Source organism: Roseateles violae, assembly GCF_030410485.1.
Taxonomy (GTDB): domain Bacteria; phylum Pseudomonadota; class Gammaproteobacteria; order Burkholderiales; family Burkholderiaceae_C; genus Roseateles_D; species Roseateles_D violae.
On sequence record NZ_JAUHHC010000002.1, the window covers coordinates 522,261 to 539,517 of the forward strand.

A 17,257-nucleotide genomic window follows, 5' to 3' on the forward strand; every position below is an offset into this window, starting at 1 on the left:
GCGTGGGCGTCACTTCTTGGGCGGGGTGGCGGGCTTGGCGGACGGGGCCGGCGTCGACGAGGCGTTCGGCGCCGGCGGCAGGCCCAGCTGCTTGGCCAGGTTCTGCTGCAGCGTCTGGAAGCGCGGCTGCAGGATGGGGCCGGCGTCGGCCAGCAGCTTGTCGGTCAGCGCCTTCTGCAGCTCGCCATTGATCTGGCCGAACTTCTTGCTGACCGGCGATTCCAGCCAGGCAACCAGCTGGCGCAGCTCGTCCTCGCTGAAGCGCTCCTCCAGCAGCGTGCCGACGGTGCTCGGCGCCAGCTTCAGCGCGCGCTCGCGCATCATCGGCGCGTTGTCGTCGACGAACTTCTTGATCTCGGCTTCCATCGCTTTGGCCGTGGCTTCGCGCTTGTCGGCCGGCACCTGCTGCAGCGCCTGGCCGGCCTGCTGCATCAGCGGGCCCAGCGGCTGCTGCAGCAGCACGCGCGACAGTTGCTCGACGCCGGGCTGCTGCAGCACCATCAGCTTGGCGATCAGTTCCTTCTTCGCCGGCGACGAGGGTTGCGGTGCGACCGGCACGTTCTGGGCCGCGGCAAACTGGGCGGCGCAGAGCAGGGCCGCGGCGGCCAGGACCTTCAGGGACTTGTTGTTCAAGCTCATTCCTTGCTGGAGTCGTCGGCGGCGCTGGCGCCGTCTTCGGTGGTGGGGGCATCGGCATCGGCATCGGCCGCGCCTTCGTTGGCATCGTTCTCGACGATGCGCTGCAGGCCCGACAGCTTGGCGCCGTCGTCCAGCGCGATCAGGGTCACGCCTTGGGTGGCGCGGCCGAGCTCGCGGATCTCCGACACGCGGGTGCGCACCAGCACGCCCTTGTCGGTGATCAGCATGATCTCGTCCTCGGCATGGACCAGGGTCGCGGCGACGACACGGCCGTTGCGCTCGCTCTGCTGGATCGCGATCATGCCCTTGGTGCCGCGGCCGTGGCGGGTGTACTCGGTGATCGCGGTGCGCTTGCCGTAGCCGTTCTCGGTGGCGGTCAGCACGCTCTGGTTCTCGTCCTCGGCGACCAGCATCGCGATCAGGCGCTGGTCGGGTTCCAGCATCATGCCGCGCACGCCGCGCGCCTGGCGGCCCATCGGGCGCACATCGTCTTCGTCGAAGCGCACCGCCTTGCCGCCATCGCTGAACAGCATCACATCGTGCTTGCCGTCGGTCAGCGCGGCGCCGATCAGGTGGTCGCCCTCGTCGAGGTCGACCGCGATGATGCCGGCCTTGCGCGGGTTGCTGAAGTCCTTCAGCGAGGTCTTCTTGACCGTGCCCATCGCGGTGGCCATGAAGATGAAGTGATCTTCAGGGAAGGCGCGGAACTCGCCGGTCAGCGGCAGCACGACGGTGATCTTCTCGTCCTGCTGCAGCGGGAACATGTTCACGATGGGTTTGCCGCGCGAGTTGCGCGAGCCCTGCGGCACTTCCCAGACCTTCAGCCAGTAGACGCGACCGCGGTTGCTGAAGCACAGGATCCAGTCGTGCGTGTTGGCGATGAAGAGTTGGTCGACCCAGTCGTCGTCCTTGGTCTGCGTCGCCTGCTTGCCGCGGCCGCCGCGCTTCTGCGCGCGATACTCGGAGAGCGCCTGGCTCTTGATATAGCCGGTGTGCGAGAGCGTGACGACCATATCGGTCGGCGTGATCAGGTCCTCGGTGCCGAGTTCCTGCGCGTTGTGCTCGATCACCGAGCGGCGCGCGCCGAGCTTGGTCTGGCCGAACTCCTGGCGCACCTGGATCAGCTCCTCGCCGATGATGACGGTGACGCGCTCCGGCTTGGACAGGATGTCCAGCAGGTCGGCGATCTGCGCCATCACGTCCTTGTACTCGCCGACGATCTTGTCCTGCTCCAGGCCGGTCAGGCGCTGCAGGCGCATCTGCAGGATCTCGCCGGCCTGGTCGTCCGACAGGCGGTACAGGCCGTCGTCCTGCATGCCGTACATCGTCGGCAGACCCTCGGGGCGGTAGGCGGCGCTGCCGCCTTCGGCGCGCGACAGCATCTCGCGCACCAGCGAGCTGTCCCAGCTCTTGCTCATCAGCGCGGCCTTGGCGACCGGCGGCGTCGGCGACTGCTTGATCGTCTCGATGAACTCGTCGATATTGGCCAGTGCGACGGCCAGGCCCTCCAGCACATGGCCGCGCTCGCGCGCCTTGCGCAGCTCGAACACCGTGCGGCGGGTGACGACCTCGCGGCGGTGCTCGAGGAAGACGGTGACCAGGTCCTTCAGATTGCACAGCTTGGGCTGACCGTCGATCAGCGCCACCATATTCATGCCGAAGCTGTCCTGCAGCTGCGTCTGCTTGTAGAGGTTGTTCAAGACAACCTCGGGCACCTCGCCGCGCTTGAGCTCGATCACGACGCGCATGCCGGACTTGTCGGACTCGTCCTGGATATGGCTGATGCCCTCGATCTTCTTTTCGTGCACCAGCTCGGCGATGCGCTCGAGCAGGGTCTTCTTGTTAACCTGGTAGGGAATCTCGTCGACGATGATGGCCTGGCGGGCGCCGCGGTCGATGTCCTCGAAATGGACCTTGGCGCGCATCACGACCTTGCCGCGGCCGGTGCGATAGCCATCGCGCACGCCCTGCAGGCCGTAGATGATGCCGGCGGTCGGGAAGTCCGGCGCCGGCACGATCTCCATCAGCTCGTCGATCGAGCAGTCCGGGTTCTTCAGCGCGTGCAGGCAGGCGTCGACAACCTCGTTCAGATTGTGCGGCGGGATATTCGTCGCCATGCCGACGGCAATACCCGAGGAGCCATTGATCAGCAGCTGCGGCAGACGTGCCGGCAAAACCAGCGGCTCCTTTTCGCTGCCGTCGTAGTTCGGCCCGAAATCGACCGTTTCCTTGTCGATATCGGCCAGCATCTCGTGGGCGATCTTGTCCAGGCGGATTTCGGTATATCGCATCGCCGCGGCGTTATCGCCGTCGACCGAACCGAAATTGCCCTGGCCGTCGACCAGCATATGGCGCAGCGAGAAATCCTGCGCCATGCGCACGATGGTGTCGTAGACGGCGGTATCGCCGTGCGGGTGATATTTACCGATCACGTCGCCGACGATACGGGCCGACTTCTTGTAGGGCCGGTTCCAATCGTTGTTCAGCTCGTGCATCGCGAACAGCACGCGCCGGTGCACCGGCTTGAGGCCGTCGCGCGCATCGGGCAGCGCGCGGCCGACGATCACGCTCATCGCGTAGTCGAGGTAAGAACGCCGCATCTCCTCTTCGAGGCTGATCGGCAATGTTTCCTTGGCAAACTGGGTCATGCGCGGTGCGCGGCCGGCGCCTGTCACGGCGGGCCTGCGTCATTGAGGACTGGAAGGTCGGATTCTAAGGGTGCAAGTGGCTGTAGCAGCGGAGCAACAAGTCTGCATAGACAGGCGCCTAGGGCCGCCACAATACAAACGTCTCGGTGCCCTATGGCACAATCGATGAGTCCCTAGGAGAAACCCGCACTAACGGTTTTTTCCTGAGGTTTTGTTCTAGTACTTTGCTGGACACTCGCAGGGCAACTGCGGCAATCCTTGAGAGGAGAATCATGAAGAAATTGAATCGAGTGGCGTCGCTGGTCTCTGTCGCCGCAGTCGCCGCCTTTGCCAGCTCTGGCGCGCTCGCGCAGACGGCAGCGGCTCCCCAGAAGACGATCGACAACTGGCGCGCGACCGATGGCACCGTGTGGAAGAACGGTACCAATGAACTGTGCTGGCGCAATTCCAGCTGGACGCCGGCCACCGCCGCTCCCGAGTGCGATGGCGCGCTGAAGCCCGCTCCGGTTGCCGCCCCGGCCCCGGCTCCGGCGCCCGCGCCGGCTCCGGCCCCGGCTCCGGCTCCGACCCCCGCTCCGGTGCCGCCGGCTCCGGTCAGCGAAAAGGTCACCTTCGCCGCCGACGCCTTCTTCGACTTCGACAAGTCGGTGCTGAAGTCCGAAGCCAAGGCCAAGCTGGATGACCTGGTCTCCAAGACCGGTGGCATCAACCTGGAAGTCATCATCGCCGTCGGCCACACCGACTCGGTCGGTACCGATGCCTACAACCAGGCGCTGTCGGTGCGTCGCTCCGAAGCCGTCAAGGCCTATCTGGTCTCGAAGGGCGTCGAGAAGAACCGCGTCTACACCGAAGGCAAGGGCGAGAAGCAGCCCGTCGCCGACAACAAGACCGCCGAAGGCCGCGCGAAGAACCGCCGCGTGGAAATCGAAGTCGTCGGTACGCGCAACAAGTAAGCAGCAGGCCGGGCGCTTCGGCGCCCGCTGCGAAGGCCCCGCCGAGCACAGGCTCTCGCGGGGCTTTTTTTATCCCTCCGCTACCATCGCAGCATGACGATCAATGCCGATCCCCAAGAGCTCGCCAAGTTCGGCGAACTGGCCCATCGCTGGTGGGACCCCGACAGCGAATTCAAGCCGCTGCATCAGATCAATCCGCTGCGCCTGGACTGGATCAACAGCCTGTGCCCGCTGGCCGGCAAGACGGTGCTCGACGTCGGCTGCGGCGGCGGCATCCTGAGCGACTCGATGGCGCGCCGCGGTGCCAAGGTGCTGGGCATCGACCTGTCGACCAAGCCCTTGAAGGTAGCGCAGCTGCATGCGATGGAGGCGGGCACCGAGAACATCGAATACCGCGAGATCGCCGTCGAGGCGCTGGCCGCCGAGCGGCCCGAGTCCTTCGACGCGGTCACCTGCATGGAGATGCTCGAGCATGTGCCCGACCCGGCCTCGGTCGTGCAGGCACTGGGCACCCTGGTCAAGCCGGGTGGCTGGGTCTTCCTCTCGACCCTGAACCGCAACTTCAAGTCCTTCATGCTGGCCATCGTCGGCGCCGAGTACGTGCTGAAGATGCTGCCGGCCGGCACGCATGAATACGCGCGCTTCCTGAAGCCCTCGGAGCTGGCCCAGTTCTGCCGCGATGCTGGCCTGGAATTGCAGGGCGCCAAGGGCATGAGCTTCAATCCGCTGACGCAGCGCTACAGCCTCGGCAGCGACGCCGACGTCAACTATCTGCTGGCCTGCCGCAAGCCGGCATGAGCACGCTGGGCGGCGTGGCCGCCGTCCTGTTCGATCTCGACGGCACGCTGGTCGACAGCGCGCCCGATCTGACCGGCGCCGCCAACGAGATGCTGCTCGCTCGCGGCTTGCCCGCGCTGCCTTTTGAAACGCTGCGGCCGATGTGCGGCTCCGGCGCGCGTGGCATGGTCGGCAGCGCCTTCGGCCTGCGGCCCGGCGAGGACGGCTACGAGGCGCTGAAGAACGAATTCCTCGATCGCTACGAGCTGCGCCTGCTGCGCGAGACGCGTGTCTTCGCGGCCGTCGAGCCGCTGCTGGCGGCGCTGCGCGCGGCCGAGCTGCGCTGGGGCGTCGTCACCAACAAGGCCGAACGCTTCGCGCTGCCGCTGAGCCAGGCGCTCGAGCTGCGGCCCGGCGCCCTCGTCGGCGGCGACAGCACGCCGCACACCAAGCCGCATCCGGCGCCGCTGCTCGAGGCGGCGCGCCGGCTGGGCGTGGCGCCCGAGCACTGCGTGTACGTCGGCGACGACGAGCGCGACGTGATCGCCGGTCAGGCGGCCGGTATGCGCACGGTGGCCGTGCGCTGGGGCTATCTGGGCCAGGCCCGCGCGATCGAGGACTGGGGGGCGAGCCGGGTCGTCGATACGCCGGACGAACTGCTGCGGCAGTTGGGACTGGACTGAGTCGCCGGGCGATTCAGCGCGTGGGCACGGTGATCAGCGGCGCGGCCGGCGCACTGGCGCCGCTCTCGGTCAGCGAGAACATCAGCATCACGAAGGACAGCATGGCCTTCGAGCCGCTGTCGCGGTCGTCGATCCAGAAGTAGCGATCGCGATAACGCACGGCGACATAGGCGTCGGCCGGCGCCTCCGGTCCGTTGCGCACCGTCAGCCGGCGCGGCGCCTCGCTGCCCCTATCGCCCTCGCGGTGGATCGCATAGGCGCGGCCCTCGGCGACGTCCTGTGCCGGCACCTCGACGGTGGCTGCCAGATTGCTGAGCATCTGCAGCATCGAGCGGGTCTGCAGCGCGATGTCGCGGTCGCTTTCGGGGAAGGAGCCGTAGCTGACGCTGAATTCGCGCGCGTCGGGGCGGCTACCCAGCAGCGTGGCGATGCGCTCGATGCGCTTGCGGCTGACGGCATCGGGCGCGCGGAAGGACATCGTCAGGTTCTGCCGCCCGGCCAGCGCCCGCGTCTCGAAGCCCAGATCGCCATCGCGCTGCGCCTCGCGCAGCAGCCGGCTCAGCTCGAAGAACTGCGGCGCGCCGGCGCGCTCGAACAAGCCGCCGGTGGCGTTCGGCAGGCCGTTGATCGTGTTGACGCTGACCTGCAGCACCACGTCGACCGGGTAGCCGCCCTGGATCAGCAGCAGGATGCCGGAGACCGGCAGCGGCGTCATCAGGCTGCGCGCGAACTTGTCGCCCTGCAGCGGCGAATAGGTGATCGTCGGCCGGTCGGTGAAGCGGCCGCCGGCACCGATGCCTAGGAAGCTGTCGCCGGCCCGGTTCTGCGGCGCCGCCTGGGCCTGGGCCGACATCTCGCCGTAGAGCTCGTAGGAGCTGATGATGCTGGCGACGTCGAGAAACACCGGTGCCTCCGAGTAGCGCAGCTTCACCAGGTTCAAGAGCACCTGGCGCTTCCACGATTCGGAGATCGATTGCAGATAGTCGACCCGGTCGCGGGCAATCGTCGTAGGGCCGACGGCAGCGCAGCCGCCGAGCAGGACGCCCAGCAAGAGCAGCGCCACGCTGCCGCGTCCGAAACCGAGCCTGTTCTTGTGCAGCGCCACTCCATCCCCCGACCGGATGCCAGGCGCACAGCATCGCATGGATGGCACGTCGGCCGCGCTTTCTTTGTAGGGTCGGTCTTGAAGCATCGCCAACTGCCCTAAAATGCAAGGCTCTGGGGCCGACCTGGTTTCGACGTGGGTGCGGATCCGGAGTAGGGCATGCCGAGCACCAGTCCGCTCGTAAAACCACTGGAAACAAAGTAACTGCAAACGACTCTACGTTCGCACTCGCTGCTTAATTGCAGATGAGCTTCTCAACGGCAGGCCGATGGGCCGGGCTTAAACCGCAAGGTGGACAGCTGAGAAGTCATTCACATCGGCTGGTCTCAAAGCGGGTCACTCGTTTTGGGACGAGATCAAGTGACTGGCGGGAAAGCTAGTGTGCCGCTGCACGAGCTGAACGCGAGATCCAAATCAGACGGCTAAGCATGTAGAACTGCCCGGTGATGGCTTGCGGACGGGGGTTCAATTCCCCCCGGCTCCACCACAACAGCCGGAGATCGCCGCCAGGCGATCAAGCAAGTACCAAGGCCCGGACCCGCAATGGTCCGGGCCTTTTTCTTTCTTCTCGACTTACCATCGCGCCCATGTCGGTCGATCGTTCTTCGTCCTCGAGCGCCGTGCAGCTGCGCGACCTGGCGCGGCTGCGGCGGGTGCGGGACCGCATCGATCGGGAGTACGAGCAACCGCTGGACGTCGAAGCGCTGGCGCGCGGCGTGCACATGTCGGCCGGGCATCTGAGCCGGCAGTTCCGGCTGGCCTATGGCGAGTCGCCTTATGCCTATCTGATGACGCGGCGCATCGAGCGCGCGATGGCGCTGCTGCGCCGCGGCGATCTGAGCGTCACCGAGGTCTGTTTCGCGGTTGGCTGCTCCTCCCTGGGCACCTTCAGCACCCGCTTCGCCGAACTGGTCGGCGTGCCGCCCAGCGTCTATCGGCGCGAGGCGGCGCAGACGCAGGTGGCCGGCATGCCGGCCTGCCTGGCCAAGCAGGTGACGCGACCGATCAGGAATCGAGAAGCGCCGGCGACGCTGTCCGACCTAGACTGAAGTCCACTCATCAACACGCTCTTTGCGAGCCCATCGACATGGACATCAGCATTCATTCCAGCTTTCTGCCGCAGAACGACCCGGAGGCGGCCCTGGCCTTCTACCGCGACCTGCTCGGCTTCGAGGTCCGCAACGACGTCGGCTACAACGGTATGCGCTGGATCACCGTCGGCCCGACGGGTCAGCCCGGCACCTCCATCGTGCTCTATCCACCGGCCGCGACGCCCGGGCTCACCGAGGACGAGCGCCGCACGATCGCCGAGATGATGGCCAAGGGCACGTTTGCGATGGTGCTGTTCGCCACCCGCGATCTGGACGGACTGTTCGCCCGGCTGCAGGCGGCCGATGCCGAGATCGTCCAGGAGCCGACCGAGCAGCCCTATGGCGTGCGCGACTGCGGCGTGCGCGATCCGGCCGGCAATATGGTCCGCATCCAGCAACTGCGCTGAGCGGGCCGACGAGCGCTCGACCGCTATGGCGCTAGGCTTGGTCGGTGGGCAGCTTGCCGCGGCGCTTCCACCAATAGGCCAGCGGCAGTAGCAGCAGCGCGCCGAGCAAGAACCGCCAGTGCTCGCGCAGCAGGCCGACAAGGCGGCGACCCGGGCTGCCGTGCACGCCGATGCGCTTTTCGTGGACATGGCGGATGCGCGGCTCGGCGCGGCTGTCGGTGGCGACCGCCGCCATCGTCAAGGCCGGCAACTCGGCAGACCGGGAATTCAGGCCGCGCGGCGGCGCGCCGGCGCCGTGGGGGCCGGCTTGGCCGGCCGAGCCGGCAGGTCGATCGATTCGTGCAGCGCCTCGGTCAGCCGCGGTGGCAGCGATTCGATGCGGATGATCTCGGCGACCTCGCGCACGCGCGCCAGCGCGACCGGCACGAATTCGCTCACCGGGTGCTGCTTGCGCCACTCGCTGCGCTCGGCGGGCGCTTCCGGCGCCGCGGCGCTGCGCAACTTCGTCGCCATTGCCAGCACGCGCTCGGCGAAGAGCAGTTCGAGGTAGTCCTTGCTGTCCATCATTGGGGGCTCACCGGTCGGTCGCGGATCGATCAGGCGGCGAGCTTAGCGATAAAAAAACGGCGGAAGCCCGGGGCAGGGCGGCGAACTCGTAAGCAATCGTTGCACCGGCTGTCGGTCGATTCCTACAAGCGCTCGCGCCTTTCGCTTGCCCGGCATCCGGATCCGGAAGCTAATCTGGGCGGCGCGGACGGCGAGTCGCCGGCGCGCCTTTTGCCCGGCCTGCGGTCCCCTAGCCCTGATTGAAGGAGTTGTGTCATGGCCAAGAAGAACAGGCGGGTGCCGCGGCTTGCCATCGCCGCCACCATGCTGCTGGCACTGGCGGTCGGTGCCGCCCAGGCGCTGGGCGGCCAGGTCGTCGTTGCCAGCGGGCTCAGCCAGCCCCTGCAACTGACCGCGCCGGTCGGCGACAGCCGGCTCTTCATCGTCGAGAAAGGGGGCCTGATCCGCCTGTTCGATGGCGGCGGCCTGCAGGCGACGCCCTTCCTGGACCTGTCGACCAAGGTCGATACCGTCGGCGAGCGCGGCCTGCTGGGCCTGGCCTTCGACCCCGGCTATGCGACGAACGGCCGCTTCTACGTCAACTACATCGACAAGACCACGCTGAACACCGTCATCGAGCGCTACCAGGTCGCCAGCCCGGGCGCCAATATCGCCGACCCGGGCTCGGCGCAGAACATCATCACGATCGCGCAGCCGGCCGGGCGCAGCAACCACAAGGCCGGCTGGCTGAGCTTCCGCCCCGGCGATACGCAGAATCTGTACATCGCCACCGGCGACGGCGGCGGCAACAACGACCCCGACAACAATGCGCAGAACCCGCAAAGCCTGCTGGGCAAGGTGCTGCGCCTGGACGTCAGCGGCAGCGGCCCCGGCTACACGGTGCCCCCCGGCAATCCTTTCGTCGGCAGCGTCGGCGTGCGCGGCGAGATCTGGGATCTGGGCCTGCGCAACCCCTATCGCGCCAGCTTCGACCGCGCCAACGGCAATCTGTGGATCGGCGACGTGGGCCAGGGCGCGCGCGAGGAGATCGACTTTGAAGCAGCCGGCAGCGGCGGCGGCTTCAACTACGGCTGGCGCCTGCGCGAGGGCACGATCGCCACCCCTGGCGTCGGCGGCGCGGCGCCGGGCGCGACCGAGCCGGTGTTCGACTACGCGCACCAGGACCAGGGCGGCCTCGGCGACACCGTCATCGGCGGCCATGTCTACCGCGGGCCCAGCCTGGCCGGTGCCGACGGGCGTTATTTCTTCGGCGACTTCATCAGCAACCGCGTCTTCTCCTTCCTGCCCGGCGCCGGTGGCAGCCCCGGTGACTTCCGCGAGGACACGGCCGCCTTCATCGGTGGCACCGGCCTGTCCGGGCTCGATGCCTTTGGCGAGGACGGTCAGGGCCGGCTCTATGCGGTCGGCATCAACGGCGTCGTCGTGCGCCTGGTGCCGGAGCCGCAGGCGCTGCTGATGATGCTGGCGGGCCTGGCCGGCATCGGCCTGTGGCTGCGCCGACCTTCGCGCGCGCTGCGCTGAGCCCGGCGGGTTTCGATGGGTCAGCTTGCCGCTTTCTTCCATTTCGATCGCTGGCCCCCGCAGCCCGATCTGCTGTTCTGGTTCGCGCTGACCCTGCTCGGCGGCGCGCTGCTGGGCGGTGCGGTGTCGGGCCGGCTGGGCCTGCCGCGCATCGTCGGCTACAGCGCCGCCGGCATGATCGTCGCCGCCCTCGGCCGCGGCCTGGGCGACGGCCGCCTGCTCGGCACCGACCGCCTGATCGTCGACCTGGCGCTGGCGCTGCTGCTGTTCGAACTCGGCAGCCGCGTCTCGCTGCGCTGGCTGCGCGTCAATCCGGCGCTGCTGGTGACCAGCGTGCTGGAGTCGCTGCTGAGCTTCTGGGCGATCTTCGCGGTGCTGCGCTGGTTCGAGCTCGCGCCGCCGCTGGCGCTGGCCGGCGCGGCCCTGCTGGGCGTCAGCGCGGCGGCGGTGATCGGCCGCGTCGTGACCGAGCTGCGTTCGGCCGGCCAGGTCAGCGAACGCATGATCGTGCTGGGCGCGCTCAACACACTGTACGCGGTGCTGCTGGTCAAGCTGGTGATCGGCTGGCTGCACCTGGACCGGAGCGGCGACTGGATCCAGGGCCTGCTGCAGCCGGTCTACACCTTCGGCGGCTCGGTGCTGGTCGCGGCGCTGCTGGCGACGGCCGTCGGCTGGGTGGTGCGCCGCTTCGATCTGCGCGACGAGAACTCGGTGCTGCTGCTGCTGGGTCTGCTGCTGCTGGCCCTGACGGCCGCGCGCCTGCTGGCGCTGTCGACCCTGCTGGTGCCGCTGCTGGCCGGCGTGATGCTGCGCAACGCCAGCGAGCGGCCCTGCATCTGGCCGCGCCATTTCGGCACCGCCGGCGGCGTGCTGGTGCTGATGCTGTTCGTCATCATGGGCGCGGCCTGGTCGCCGGCCAGCCTGGTGGCTGGCTTCGCGGTGGCGGCGCTGGTGCTGATCGTGCGCGCGCTGACCAAGGTGCTGGTGCTGGCCGCGACCGCGCATTTCAGCGGCATCGCGCAGCGCCAGAGCTTTGCTCTCGCGATGGGCCTGACGCCGATCTCGGTGACCTCGCTGGTGCTGCTGGCCGATCTGCAGCTCTCGCACCCGGCCATCGCCGCCGAACTGGTCGCGCCGACGCTGGCGGCCAATGCGCTGATGGCCCTGCTCGGGCCGGTGCTGGTGCAGGGCGGGCTGCGGCTGGCGCGTGAATACCATCCGGCGCCGGCGGCGGGTCGGCGCGAGGCAAGATCCGGCCCCGAGGCGGTCGGCGGGGAGTCCGTCTGATGAGCCTGGAAGCCTTCGCCGATTCGCGTTCGCTGAGCCTGGGCGTCGAGCTCGAACTGCAGATCGTCAACCACCACGACTACGACCTCAGCGAATCGTCCAAGGACCTGCTGCGCCTGCTCGAGCGCCACAAGCTGCCGGGCAAGGTGACGCCCGAGATCACCGAGGCGATGATCGAGATCTGCACCGGCGTCTGCAGCAGCCACGCCGAGGTGCTGGCGCAGCTGCGCGAGACGCGCGACGCGCTGGTTGGCTGCGCGGACCAGCTCAATATCGGCCTGTGCGGCGGCGGCACCCATCCCTTCCAGGACTGGAGCCAGCGCCGCATCTTCGACCGGCCGCGCTTTCTGGAGGTGTCGGCGCTGTACGGCTATCTGTCCAAGCAGTTCACCATCTTCGGCCAGCATGTGCACATCGGCTGCCCGGGGCCGGACCAGGCGCTGGTGCTGCTGCACGGGCTGTCGCGCTTCATCCCGCATCTGATCGCGCTGTCGGCCTCTTCGCCCTTCGTGCAGGGCACCGACACCAGCTTCCATTCGGCGCGGCTGAATTCGGTGTTTGCCTTCCCGCTGTCGGGCCGCGCGCCCTTCGTCACGCGCTGGGACGATTTCGGCGTCTATTTCGACAAGATGGCGCGCACCGGCGTCGTCAAGAGCATGAAGGACTTCTACTGGGACATCCGGCCCAAGCCCGAGTACGGCACGATCGAGGTGCGGGTGCTGGACACGCCGCTGACGATAGAGAAGGCCGCCGCGCTGGCCGGCTATATCCAGTGCCTGGCGCGCTGGCTGCGCATCGAGCGGCCCTTCGAGCCGGCCGAGGACGATTACCTGCCCTATACCTTCAACCGCTTCCAGGCCTGTCGCTTCGGCCTGGACGGCAACTTCGTCGACCCCTCGACCGGTGAGCACCGGCGCCTGCGCGACGATATCGAGGCCAGCCTGCAGACGCTGGAGATCCACGCGATGGAGCTGGGTGCCGAGGAGGCGCTGCGCTTCATCCGCGCCGAGCTGGCCGGCAGCGGCAATGACGCGAGCTGGCTGCGCGAGGTGCAAGCGCGCGAGAATCTGCTGCCCGAGGTCGTGCGCCAGCAATGCCTGCGCTGGGCCGGCCGACCCATCTGAACGATCAAGCGTGGAGGGCCATGAGCGAAAGCGTCGTCGCGCCGCTGAAGATCGGCCTGTCGGCCCGGCTGATGCACGATCCGCCGGCGGAACTGGGCTTTCGCAACAAGACGCTGCAGTACCTGGAGCAGGCGATCGCGCACTGGATCATGGGCCACGGCGCGATGGTGCTGATGCTGCCGACCCTGGGCTTCGACGCCGAGGTCGAGCGCCGGCGCGTCTCGGTGCGGCATTACGTCGACGCGCTGGACGGCCTGGTCATGCAGGGCGGCGCCGACGTCAGCCCGACCAGCTACGGCCAGCAGCCGCTGCGCCCCGAATGGGGCGGCGACATCAAGCGCGACCATTACGAGATGGAGCTGCTGGAGGGCTTTCTGGCCCAGGGCAAGCCGGTCCTGGGCATCTGCCGCGGCTGCCAGCTGATCAACGTCGCCTATGGCGGCAGCCTCTACCAGGACATCGCGACGCAGCGGCTGGATGCGCACAACCATGTGGACGCCGAGCTCTACGACCAGCACCACCATCGCGTCGTCTTCGAGCCCGGCTCGCGCCTGGGACGGCTCTACGAGGGCCTGGACGGTGGCCTGGTGACCAGCATCCACCACCAGGCGGTGGACCGGCTCGGCGGCGATCTACAGGTCGAGGCGCGCTCCAGCGAGGACGGCCTGGTCGAGGCGATCCGCGCGCGCGGCTCCGGCTTCGTCGCCGGCGTGCAATGGCACCCGGAGTTCCATGCGATCAATCCGCAGCTGCTCAGCGGCGAGCCGCTGATGGACGGCTTTCTGCACTGGGCGCGGCTGGCCCGGGACGGCGGCTGAACGGCCTATTTATTGAACTTCAGCTCGTCGCTGGGCTGCACGCGGATCAGGCCCAGGCAGCGGCCCTTGACGTCGGAGAACTTGTTCAGCTCGCCCATCTCGCAGCGGTCGGCGCCCAGCACCTGCAGCCGGCTGATCTCGCCGCAGGCAATGCCCTCGAACTGCAGCGAGCGGCTCTGCCGGTCGCCCGGCTTCAGCGGGCCGAAGCCCAGCAGCTGGGTCGAATAGACGAGCTCGCCGCGGTAGACCGAGAAGTCCGGCACCAGGCTGGTGATCTCGTAGGGCAGCTTGTTGGCCAAATTGAGCTCGAAGCGGCAGCCGCCGGGGGCCTCGACGCGGCGCTGCAGCACCAGCTCGGCACGCTGCTCGGCCTTCAGCTTGGCGGCCCCGGCCTTCGCATCGACATAGCTCCAAGTGCCGTCGTCCTTCAGGAGGATCTGGCGGCCGTTTGCGTCGGTCAGCTCGAAATCGGCCCGGGCCGGCGGCGCCAGCGCCAGCAGCGCGGCGCCGAGCAGGGCGGCGAGCGGGGACCTCTTCGCGAGTCGTTGCTTCATCATCGGGGCGGGTCTCGGTGAAAGGCGGTGTCGGCACGCCAATATAGCGGCAGCGCGGGCGTGCTCAGGCGACCAGTAGCTTGTGCACCAGCTCCGGCGTGGTCGCCGCCGCGTACTTCTTCATCAGCCGCGCGCGGTAGACGTCGACCGTGCGCGGGCTGATGCCCAGGCGGCGGCCGATCAGCTTGCTGGTCAGGCCCTCGATCAGCAGGGCGGCGATCTCGCGCTCGCGCGCGGTCAGCTCGGCACGGATCTGGCGGCGCGAGGACAGGTCCTCGAAGCTCCAGATGCCCTCCGCATGCGGGTCGCCCGGGTCGAGCGCGCGGCCCGACACATGGCACCAGAACAGCTCGCCCGAGCCCAGGCGTTTCATCACCCGGTCGTCGGCGTAATAGCCCTGGGCGTCGAGGCTGGCGACGATGCGCGCGCCGGTGCGTTCGAACTCGGCCGGGCTCGGGTACATCACCTCGAAGCTCTGGCCGATCAGCTGCTCGGGCGCGGCGCCGAACATGGCCAGCAGCTGGCGGTTGCAGTCGACGATCAGGCGCTTGGCCGAGATGACCAGGCCGACCGGCGCCATCTCGAAAGCCGTGCGGTGATCCAGGGTCATTGCTCAGAGCAGCGCATAAGTCGTCGTCGCCTGCACGGCCAGCCGGCCGTCGGGCCCGGCGATGTCGATGCTGCCGAAGGCCAGGCTCTTGCCGCTGCGCAGCACGCGGGCCGTGACGATGCAGTGATCGGCCGAGATCGGGCGCAGAAAGCTGGTCTGCAGCTGCACCGTCGTCATCGGCCGGAACTCGCCCAGCTCGGCCATCATCGCCAGCACCATTGCGGTATCGGCCGCGGCCATTGCCGCCTGGCCGCACATCACGCCGCCGACATGGACGTAGTCGCGCTTGACCGGCATGCGCAGTTCGACCTCGCCCTTGGCGACGCGCAGGACCTCGAGCTCCATCGCGGCGATCCAGGGTGCGAAGATGCTCGGGATCGATTGCTGCAATTCGGCCGCGCCAAGACTCATGCTGGTTCCCTCTCTCCGCTGGGTGGATGCGATCGGCGATCATTATGGCGGTGCGCTCCGGCGGGGCCGGCGCGGGGAGGGGAGCGAATGATCTGGGGAGTGTTGTTGATGGCGGCAGCGCCGGCGATGGTGATCGTCCACGAGGACGCGGTGAAGCGCGAGGAGCCGCCGCCGCATGGCGCGATCGGCATGTCCACCGCCTACCGGATCAGCGATGCGGCGCCGGCGCCGCGCGCGCTGGAGTTCCGCAAGCGCGTCCTGCATCGCGGCGCCGCGATCGGCCCGCACCCGATCGACCACGACGAGGTGTACTACGTGCTGGCCGGCGAGGGCGAGGTCAGCTCGGATGGCGTCAGCCAGCAGCTGAAGCCGGGCATGGCCGCCTATCTGTACAAGGGCGCGGTGGTCGGCATCAGGCAGCTCGGCGAGGAGCCGCTGGCGCTGATCGTCAGCTATCCCAACCCGCCGGTGAACAGGCCTTAGCAGCCTGTTAGGCGATATTACGTAATCGACTACGTAGGTCGCGGGTAGTACGCTCTTGGCCGTTCGCTTCCAGACGGAGACAAGTCGATGAACAAGATATTCCCGAGCGCGGCCGCCGCGCTCCAAGGCGTCGTCGCGGACGGCCAGCTGATGGCCGTCGGCGGCTTCGGCCTGTGCGGCATTCCGGAGGCGCTGATCGCCGCGCTGCGCGACACCGGGGTCAAGAACCTGACGGTGATCTCGAACAACGCCGGCGTCGACGGCTTCGGCCTCGGCCAGCTGCTGGAGACGCGGCAGATCAAGAAGATGATCTCCAGCTACGTGGGCGAGAACAAGGAGTTCGAGCGCCAGTACCTGGCAGGCGAGCTGGAGCTGGAATTCACGCCGCAGGGCACGCTGGCCGAGAAGCTGCGCGCCGGCGGCGCCGGCATCCCGGCCTTCTTCACCCGCACCGGCGTCGGCACCATGGTCGCCGAGGGCAAGGAGATCCGCGAGTTCGACGGCCACAGCTATGTGATGGAACATGCGCTGAATCCCGAGGTGGCCCTGGTCAAGGCCTGGAAGGCCGACAAGAGCGGCAATCTGGTGTTCCGCCGCACCGCGCGCAACTTCAATCCGGCCTGCGCGATGGCCGGCAAGACGACCATCGTCGAGGTCGAGCAGCTGGTCGAGACCGGCGACATCGATCCGGACGCCATCCATCTGCCGGGCATCTATGTGCACCGCATCGTCGTCAACGCGAATCCCGAGAAGCGCATCGAGAAGCGCACCATCACCGAAAAGAAGGGGGCCTGATCATGGCGTGGACCCAAGACCAAATGGCGGCCCGCGCCGCCCAGGAGCTCGAGGACGGCTTCTACGTCAACCTCGGCATCGGCATCCCGACCCTGGTTGCCAACTTCGTGCCGGCGGACAAGGAAGTCTGGCTGCAGAGCGAGAACGGCATGCTGGGCATCGGCCCCTTCCCGACCGAGGACGAGGTCGACGCCGACCTGATCAATGCCGGCAAGCAGACGGTGACGACGATTGCCGGCAGCTCGATCTTCGGCAGCCACGACAGCTTCGCGATGATCCGCGGCGGCAAGATCAATCTGTCCATCCTCGGCGCGATGCAGGTCAGCGAGAAGGGCGACCTGGCCAACTGGATGATTCCCGGCAAGATGGTGAAGGGCATGGGCGGCGCGATGGACCTGGTGGCCGGCGTCAAGCGCGTGATCGTGCTGATGGAGCATGTGGCGCGCAAGAAGGACGGCACGGAGGACCTGAAGATCCTGCCCAGCTGCACGCTGCCGCTGACCGGCGTCGGTGTCGTCAACCGCATCATCACCGACCTGGCGGTGATGGACGTGACCCCCGAAGGGCTGAAGCTCGTCGAGCTGGCCGAGGGCGTGACGCGCGAGCAGGTGCAGGCCAAGACCGGCGTGCCGCTGCGCTGAGGCGAGCCGCATCGCAGCATCGAAGGGTCGGCTCTTGCCGGCCCTTTTTGTTTTTCCGGACGGTCGCGGCCGATTGTGAAACAGCGCTTGCAATGCGCCGGCGCTGTCCTACAGTTGTCGCCGCCCCGAAGCCGCCATTGCGC

At 67.9% G+C, this 17,257-nt stretch carries 20 protein-coding genes and 1 other RNA gene; 13 read left to right on the forward strand and 8 right to left on the reverse strand.

Annotated elements, in window-relative coordinates:
* Positions 1 to 9 precede the first annotated feature (9 nt).
* Together QWJ38_RS07905 and gyrA are read right to left on the reverse strand one after the other, a co-directional pair.
* The gene (locus tag QWJ38_RS07905) at positions 10 to 633 is read right to left on the reverse strand and encodes a DUF2059 domain-containing protein (RefSeq protein WP_290358509.1); all 624 of its coding nucleotides are present in this window, start codon (positions 631 to 633) and stop codon (positions 10 to 12) included.
* 2 nt (positions 634 to 635) lie between these two features.
* Positions 636 to 3,287 (reverse strand): DNA gyrase subunit A, encoded by a 2,652-nt coding sequence (gyrA, locus tag QWJ38_RS07910; RefSeq protein WP_290358510.1) that lies wholly within the window; start codon positions 3,285 to 3,287, stop codon positions 636 to 638.
* A gap of 272 nt (positions 3,288 to 3,559) precedes the next feature.
* Between gyrA and ompA the strand changes: the two genes are divergently transcribed.
* The 3 genes from ompA to gph all read left to right on the forward strand — a co-directional run bounded on the left by ompA (position 3,560) and on the right by gph (position 5,700).
* Positions 3,560 to 4,240, forward strand: coding sequence for an outer membrane protein OmpA (ompA, locus tag QWJ38_RS07915; protein ID WP_290358511.1), 681 nt, complete (start codon positions 3,560 to 3,562; stop codon positions 4,238 to 4,240).
* 93 nt (positions 4,241 to 4,333) lie between these two features.
* Positions 4,334 to 5,038, forward strand: a complete 705-nt coding sequence (gene ubiG / locus QWJ38_RS07920; RefSeq protein ID WP_290358512.1) for a bifunctional 2-polyprenyl-6-hydroxyphenol methylase/3-demethylubiquinol 3-O-methyltransferase UbiG — start codon at positions 4,334 to 4,336, stop codon at positions 5,036 to 5,038.
* A complete protein-coding gene (gene gph, locus QWJ38_RS07925; RefSeq protein ID WP_290358513.1) occupies positions 5,035 to 5,700 on the forward strand; it encodes a phosphoglycolate phosphatase in 666 nt (221 codons plus the stop codon). Before ubiG ends, gph begins: the two co-directional genes overlap by 4 nt.
* Before the next feature lie 13 nt (positions 5,701 to 5,713).
* Here the strand turns inward: gph and QWJ38_RS07930 are convergent, their stop codons facing one another.
* Positions 5,714 to 6,805: a hypothetical protein gene (locus tag QWJ38_RS07930; protein WP_290358514.1), complete on the reverse strand. Its 1,092-nt coding sequence runs from the start codon at positions 6,803 to 6,805 to the stop codon at positions 5,714 to 5,716.
* Between the two features lie 115 nt (positions 6,806 to 6,920).
* Between QWJ38_RS07930 and ssrA the strand changes: the two genes are divergently transcribed.
* The 3 genes from ssrA to QWJ38_RS07945 all read left to right on the forward strand — a co-directional run bounded on the left by ssrA (position 6,921) and on the right by QWJ38_RS07945 (position 8,303).
* Positions 6,921 to 7,292, forward strand: a transfer-messenger RNA (tmRNA) gene (gene ssrA, locus QWJ38_RS07935).
* A 100-nt stretch (positions 7,293 to 7,392) separates the two neighbouring features.
* Positions 7,393 to 7,854 carry a helix-turn-helix transcriptional regulator gene (locus QWJ38_RS07940; protein WP_290358515.1) on the forward strand — a complete coding sequence of 154 codons (462 nt, stop codon included), beginning with the start codon at positions 7,393 to 7,395 and terminating at the stop codon, positions 7,852 to 7,854.
* Positions 7,855 to 7,892: 38 nt separating this feature from the next.
* Positions 7,893 to 8,303 carry a VOC family protein gene (locus QWJ38_RS07945; RefSeq protein ID WP_290358516.1) on the forward strand — a complete coding sequence of 137 codons (411 nt, stop codon included), beginning with the start codon at positions 7,893 to 7,895 and terminating at the stop codon, positions 8,301 to 8,303.
* A gap of 31 nt (positions 8,304 to 8,334) precedes the next feature.
* Here QWJ38_RS07945 and QWJ38_RS07950 read toward each other — a convergent pair whose 3' ends face one another.
* Positions 8,335 to 8,544, reverse strand: coding sequence for a hypothetical protein (locus tag QWJ38_RS07950; RefSeq protein WP_290358517.1), 210 nt, complete (start codon positions 8,542 to 8,544; stop codon positions 8,335 to 8,337).
* A 26-nt stretch (positions 8,545 to 8,570) separates the two neighbouring features.
* Positions 8,571 to 8,870: a hypothetical protein gene (locus QWJ38_RS07955; RefSeq protein WP_290358518.1), complete on the reverse strand. Its 300-nt coding sequence runs from the start codon at positions 8,868 to 8,870 to the stop codon at positions 8,571 to 8,573.
* Between the two features lie 255 nt (positions 8,871 to 9,125).
* Here QWJ38_RS07955 and QWJ38_RS07960 point away from each other — a divergent pair, with 255 nt between their 5' ends.
* The 4 genes from QWJ38_RS07960 to QWJ38_RS07975 are packed head-to-tail and all read left to right on the forward strand — an operon-like array spanning position 9,126 to position 13,620.
* Positions 9,126 to 10,391 (forward strand): PQQ-dependent sugar dehydrogenase, encoded by a 1,266-nt coding sequence (locus QWJ38_RS07960; protein WP_290358519.1) that lies wholly within the window; start codon positions 9,126 to 9,128, stop codon positions 10,389 to 10,391.
* A gap of 15 nt (positions 10,392 to 10,406) precedes the next feature.
* Positions 10,407 to 11,678 carry a cation:proton antiporter gene (locus QWJ38_RS07965; protein ID WP_290358520.1) on the forward strand — a complete coding sequence of 424 codons (1,272 nt, stop codon included), beginning with the start codon at positions 10,407 to 10,409 and terminating at the stop codon, positions 11,676 to 11,678.
* Entirely contained in the window at positions 11,678 to 12,802 is a 1,125-nt protein-coding gene (locus QWJ38_RS07970; protein ID WP_290358521.1) for a YbdK family carboxylate-amine ligase, read from the forward strand. Before QWJ38_RS07965 ends, QWJ38_RS07970 begins: the two co-directional genes overlap by 1 nt.
* A gap of 20 nt (positions 12,803 to 12,822) precedes the next feature.
* Entirely contained in the window at positions 12,823 to 13,620 is a 798-nt protein-coding gene (locus tag QWJ38_RS07975) for a gamma-glutamyl-gamma-aminobutyrate hydrolase family protein (RefSeq protein WP_290358522.1), read from the forward strand.
* Positions 13,621 to 13,625: 5 nt separating this feature from the next.
* On the opposite strand, the gene QWJ38_RS07980 is transcribed toward QWJ38_RS07975, so the two are convergent.
* The 3 genes from QWJ38_RS07980 to QWJ38_RS07990 form a co-directional block, all read right to left on the reverse strand.
* Positions 13,626 to 14,177: a hypothetical protein gene (locus QWJ38_RS07980; protein WP_290358523.1), complete on the reverse strand. Its 552-nt coding sequence runs from the start codon at positions 14,175 to 14,177 to the stop codon at positions 13,626 to 13,628.
* 61 nt (positions 14,178 to 14,238) lie between these two features.
* Complete coding sequence (locus QWJ38_RS07985; protein ID WP_290358524.1) at positions 14,239 to 14,784, reverse strand: PAS and helix-turn-helix domain-containing protein; 546 nt, start codon at positions 14,782 to 14,784, stop codon at positions 14,239 to 14,241.
* Between the two features lie 3 nt (positions 14,785 to 14,787).
* The gene (locus QWJ38_RS07990) at positions 14,788 to 15,195 is read right to left on the reverse strand and encodes a PaaI family thioesterase (RefSeq protein ID WP_290358525.1); all 408 of its coding nucleotides are present in this window, start codon (positions 15,193 to 15,195) and stop codon (positions 14,788 to 14,790) included.
* Positions 15,196 to 15,282: 87 nt separating this feature from the next.
* Here QWJ38_RS07990 and QWJ38_RS07995 point away from each other — a divergent pair, with 87 nt between their 5' ends.
* From QWJ38_RS07995 to QWJ38_RS08005, 3 genes are all read left to right on the forward strand, one after another.
* Positions 15,283 to 15,678 (forward strand): cupin domain-containing protein, encoded by a 396-nt coding sequence (locus QWJ38_RS07995; RefSeq protein ID WP_290358526.1) that lies wholly within the window; start codon positions 15,283 to 15,285, stop codon positions 15,676 to 15,678.
* 87 nt (positions 15,679 to 15,765) lie between these two features.
* The gene (locus tag QWJ38_RS08000) at positions 15,766 to 16,473 is read left to right on the forward strand and encodes a CoA transferase subunit A (RefSeq protein ID WP_290358527.1); all 708 of its coding nucleotides are present in this window, start codon (positions 15,766 to 15,768) and stop codon (positions 16,471 to 16,473) included.
* A gap of 2 nt (positions 16,474 to 16,475) precedes the next feature.
* Entirely contained in the window at positions 16,476 to 17,114 is a 639-nt protein-coding gene (locus QWJ38_RS08005; RefSeq protein WP_290358528.1) for a CoA transferase subunit B, read from the forward strand.
* The last annotated feature ends 143 nt before the right edge of the window (positions 17,115 to 17,257 follow it).

Bases quoted from the DNA above. Each gene is read 5' to 3' on its own strand.
- gyrA (WP_290358510.1), bottom strand. From the start codon at position 3,287: ATGACCCAGTTTGCCAAGGAAACATTGCCGATCAGCCTCGAAGAGGAG.
- ompA (WP_290358511.1), top strand. From the start codon at position 3,560: ATGAAGAAATTGAATCGAGTGGCGTCGCTGGTCTCTGTCGCCGCAGTC.
- ubiG (WP_290358512.1), top strand. From the start codon at position 4,334: ATGACGATCAATGCCGATCCCCAAGAGCTCGCCAAGTTCGGCGAACTG.
- gph (WP_290358513.1), top strand. From the start codon at position 5,035: ATGAGCACGCTGGGCGGCGTGGCCGCCGTCCTGTTCGATCTCGACGGC.
- QWJ38_RS07940 (WP_290358515.1), top strand. From the start codon at position 7,393: ATGTCGGTCGATCGTTCTTCGTCCTCGAGCGCCGTGCAGCTGCGCGAC.
- QWJ38_RS07945 (WP_290358516.1), top strand. From the start codon at position 7,893: ATGGACATCAGCATTCATTCCAGCTTTCTGCCGCAGAACGACCCGGAG.
- QWJ38_RS07955 (WP_290358518.1), bottom strand. From the start codon at position 8,870: ATGATGGACAGCAAGGACTACCTCGAACTGCTCTTCGCCGAGCGCGTG.
- QWJ38_RS07960 (WP_290358519.1), top strand. From the start codon at position 9,126: ATGGCCAAGAAGAACAGGCGGGTGCCGCGGCTTGCCATCGCCGCCACC.
- QWJ38_RS07965 (WP_290358520.1), top strand. From the start codon at position 10,407: ATGGGTCAGCTTGCCGCTTTCTTCCATTTCGATCGCTGGCCCCCGCAG.
- QWJ38_RS07970 (WP_290358521.1), top strand. From the start codon at position 11,678: ATGAGCCTGGAAGCCTTCGCCGATTCGCGTTCGCTGAGCCTGGGCGTC.
- QWJ38_RS07975 (WP_290358522.1), top strand. From the start codon at position 12,823: ATGAGCGAAAGCGTCGTCGCGCCGCTGAAGATCGGCCTGTCGGCCCGG.
- QWJ38_RS07980 (WP_290358523.1), bottom strand. From the start codon at position 14,177: ATGATGAAGCAACGACTCGCGAAGAGGTCCCCGCTCGCCGCCCTGCTC.
- QWJ38_RS07985 (WP_290358524.1), bottom strand. From the start codon at position 14,784: ATGACCCTGGATCACCGCACGGCTTTCGAGATGGCGCCGGTCGGCCTG.
- QWJ38_RS07990 (WP_290358525.1), bottom strand. From the start codon at position 15,195: ATGAGTCTTGGCGCGGCCGAATTGCAGCAATCGATCCCGAGCATCTTC.
- QWJ38_RS07995 (WP_290358526.1), top strand. From the start codon at position 15,283: ATGATCTGGGGAGTGTTGTTGATGGCGGCAGCGCCGGCGATGGTGATC.
- QWJ38_RS08000 (WP_290358527.1), top strand. From the start codon at position 15,766: ATGAACAAGATATTCCCGAGCGCGGCCGCCGCGCTCCAAGGCGTCGTC.
- QWJ38_RS08005 (WP_290358528.1), top strand. From the start codon at position 16,476: ATGGCGTGGACCCAAGACCAAATGGCGGCCCGCGCCGCCCAGGAGCTC.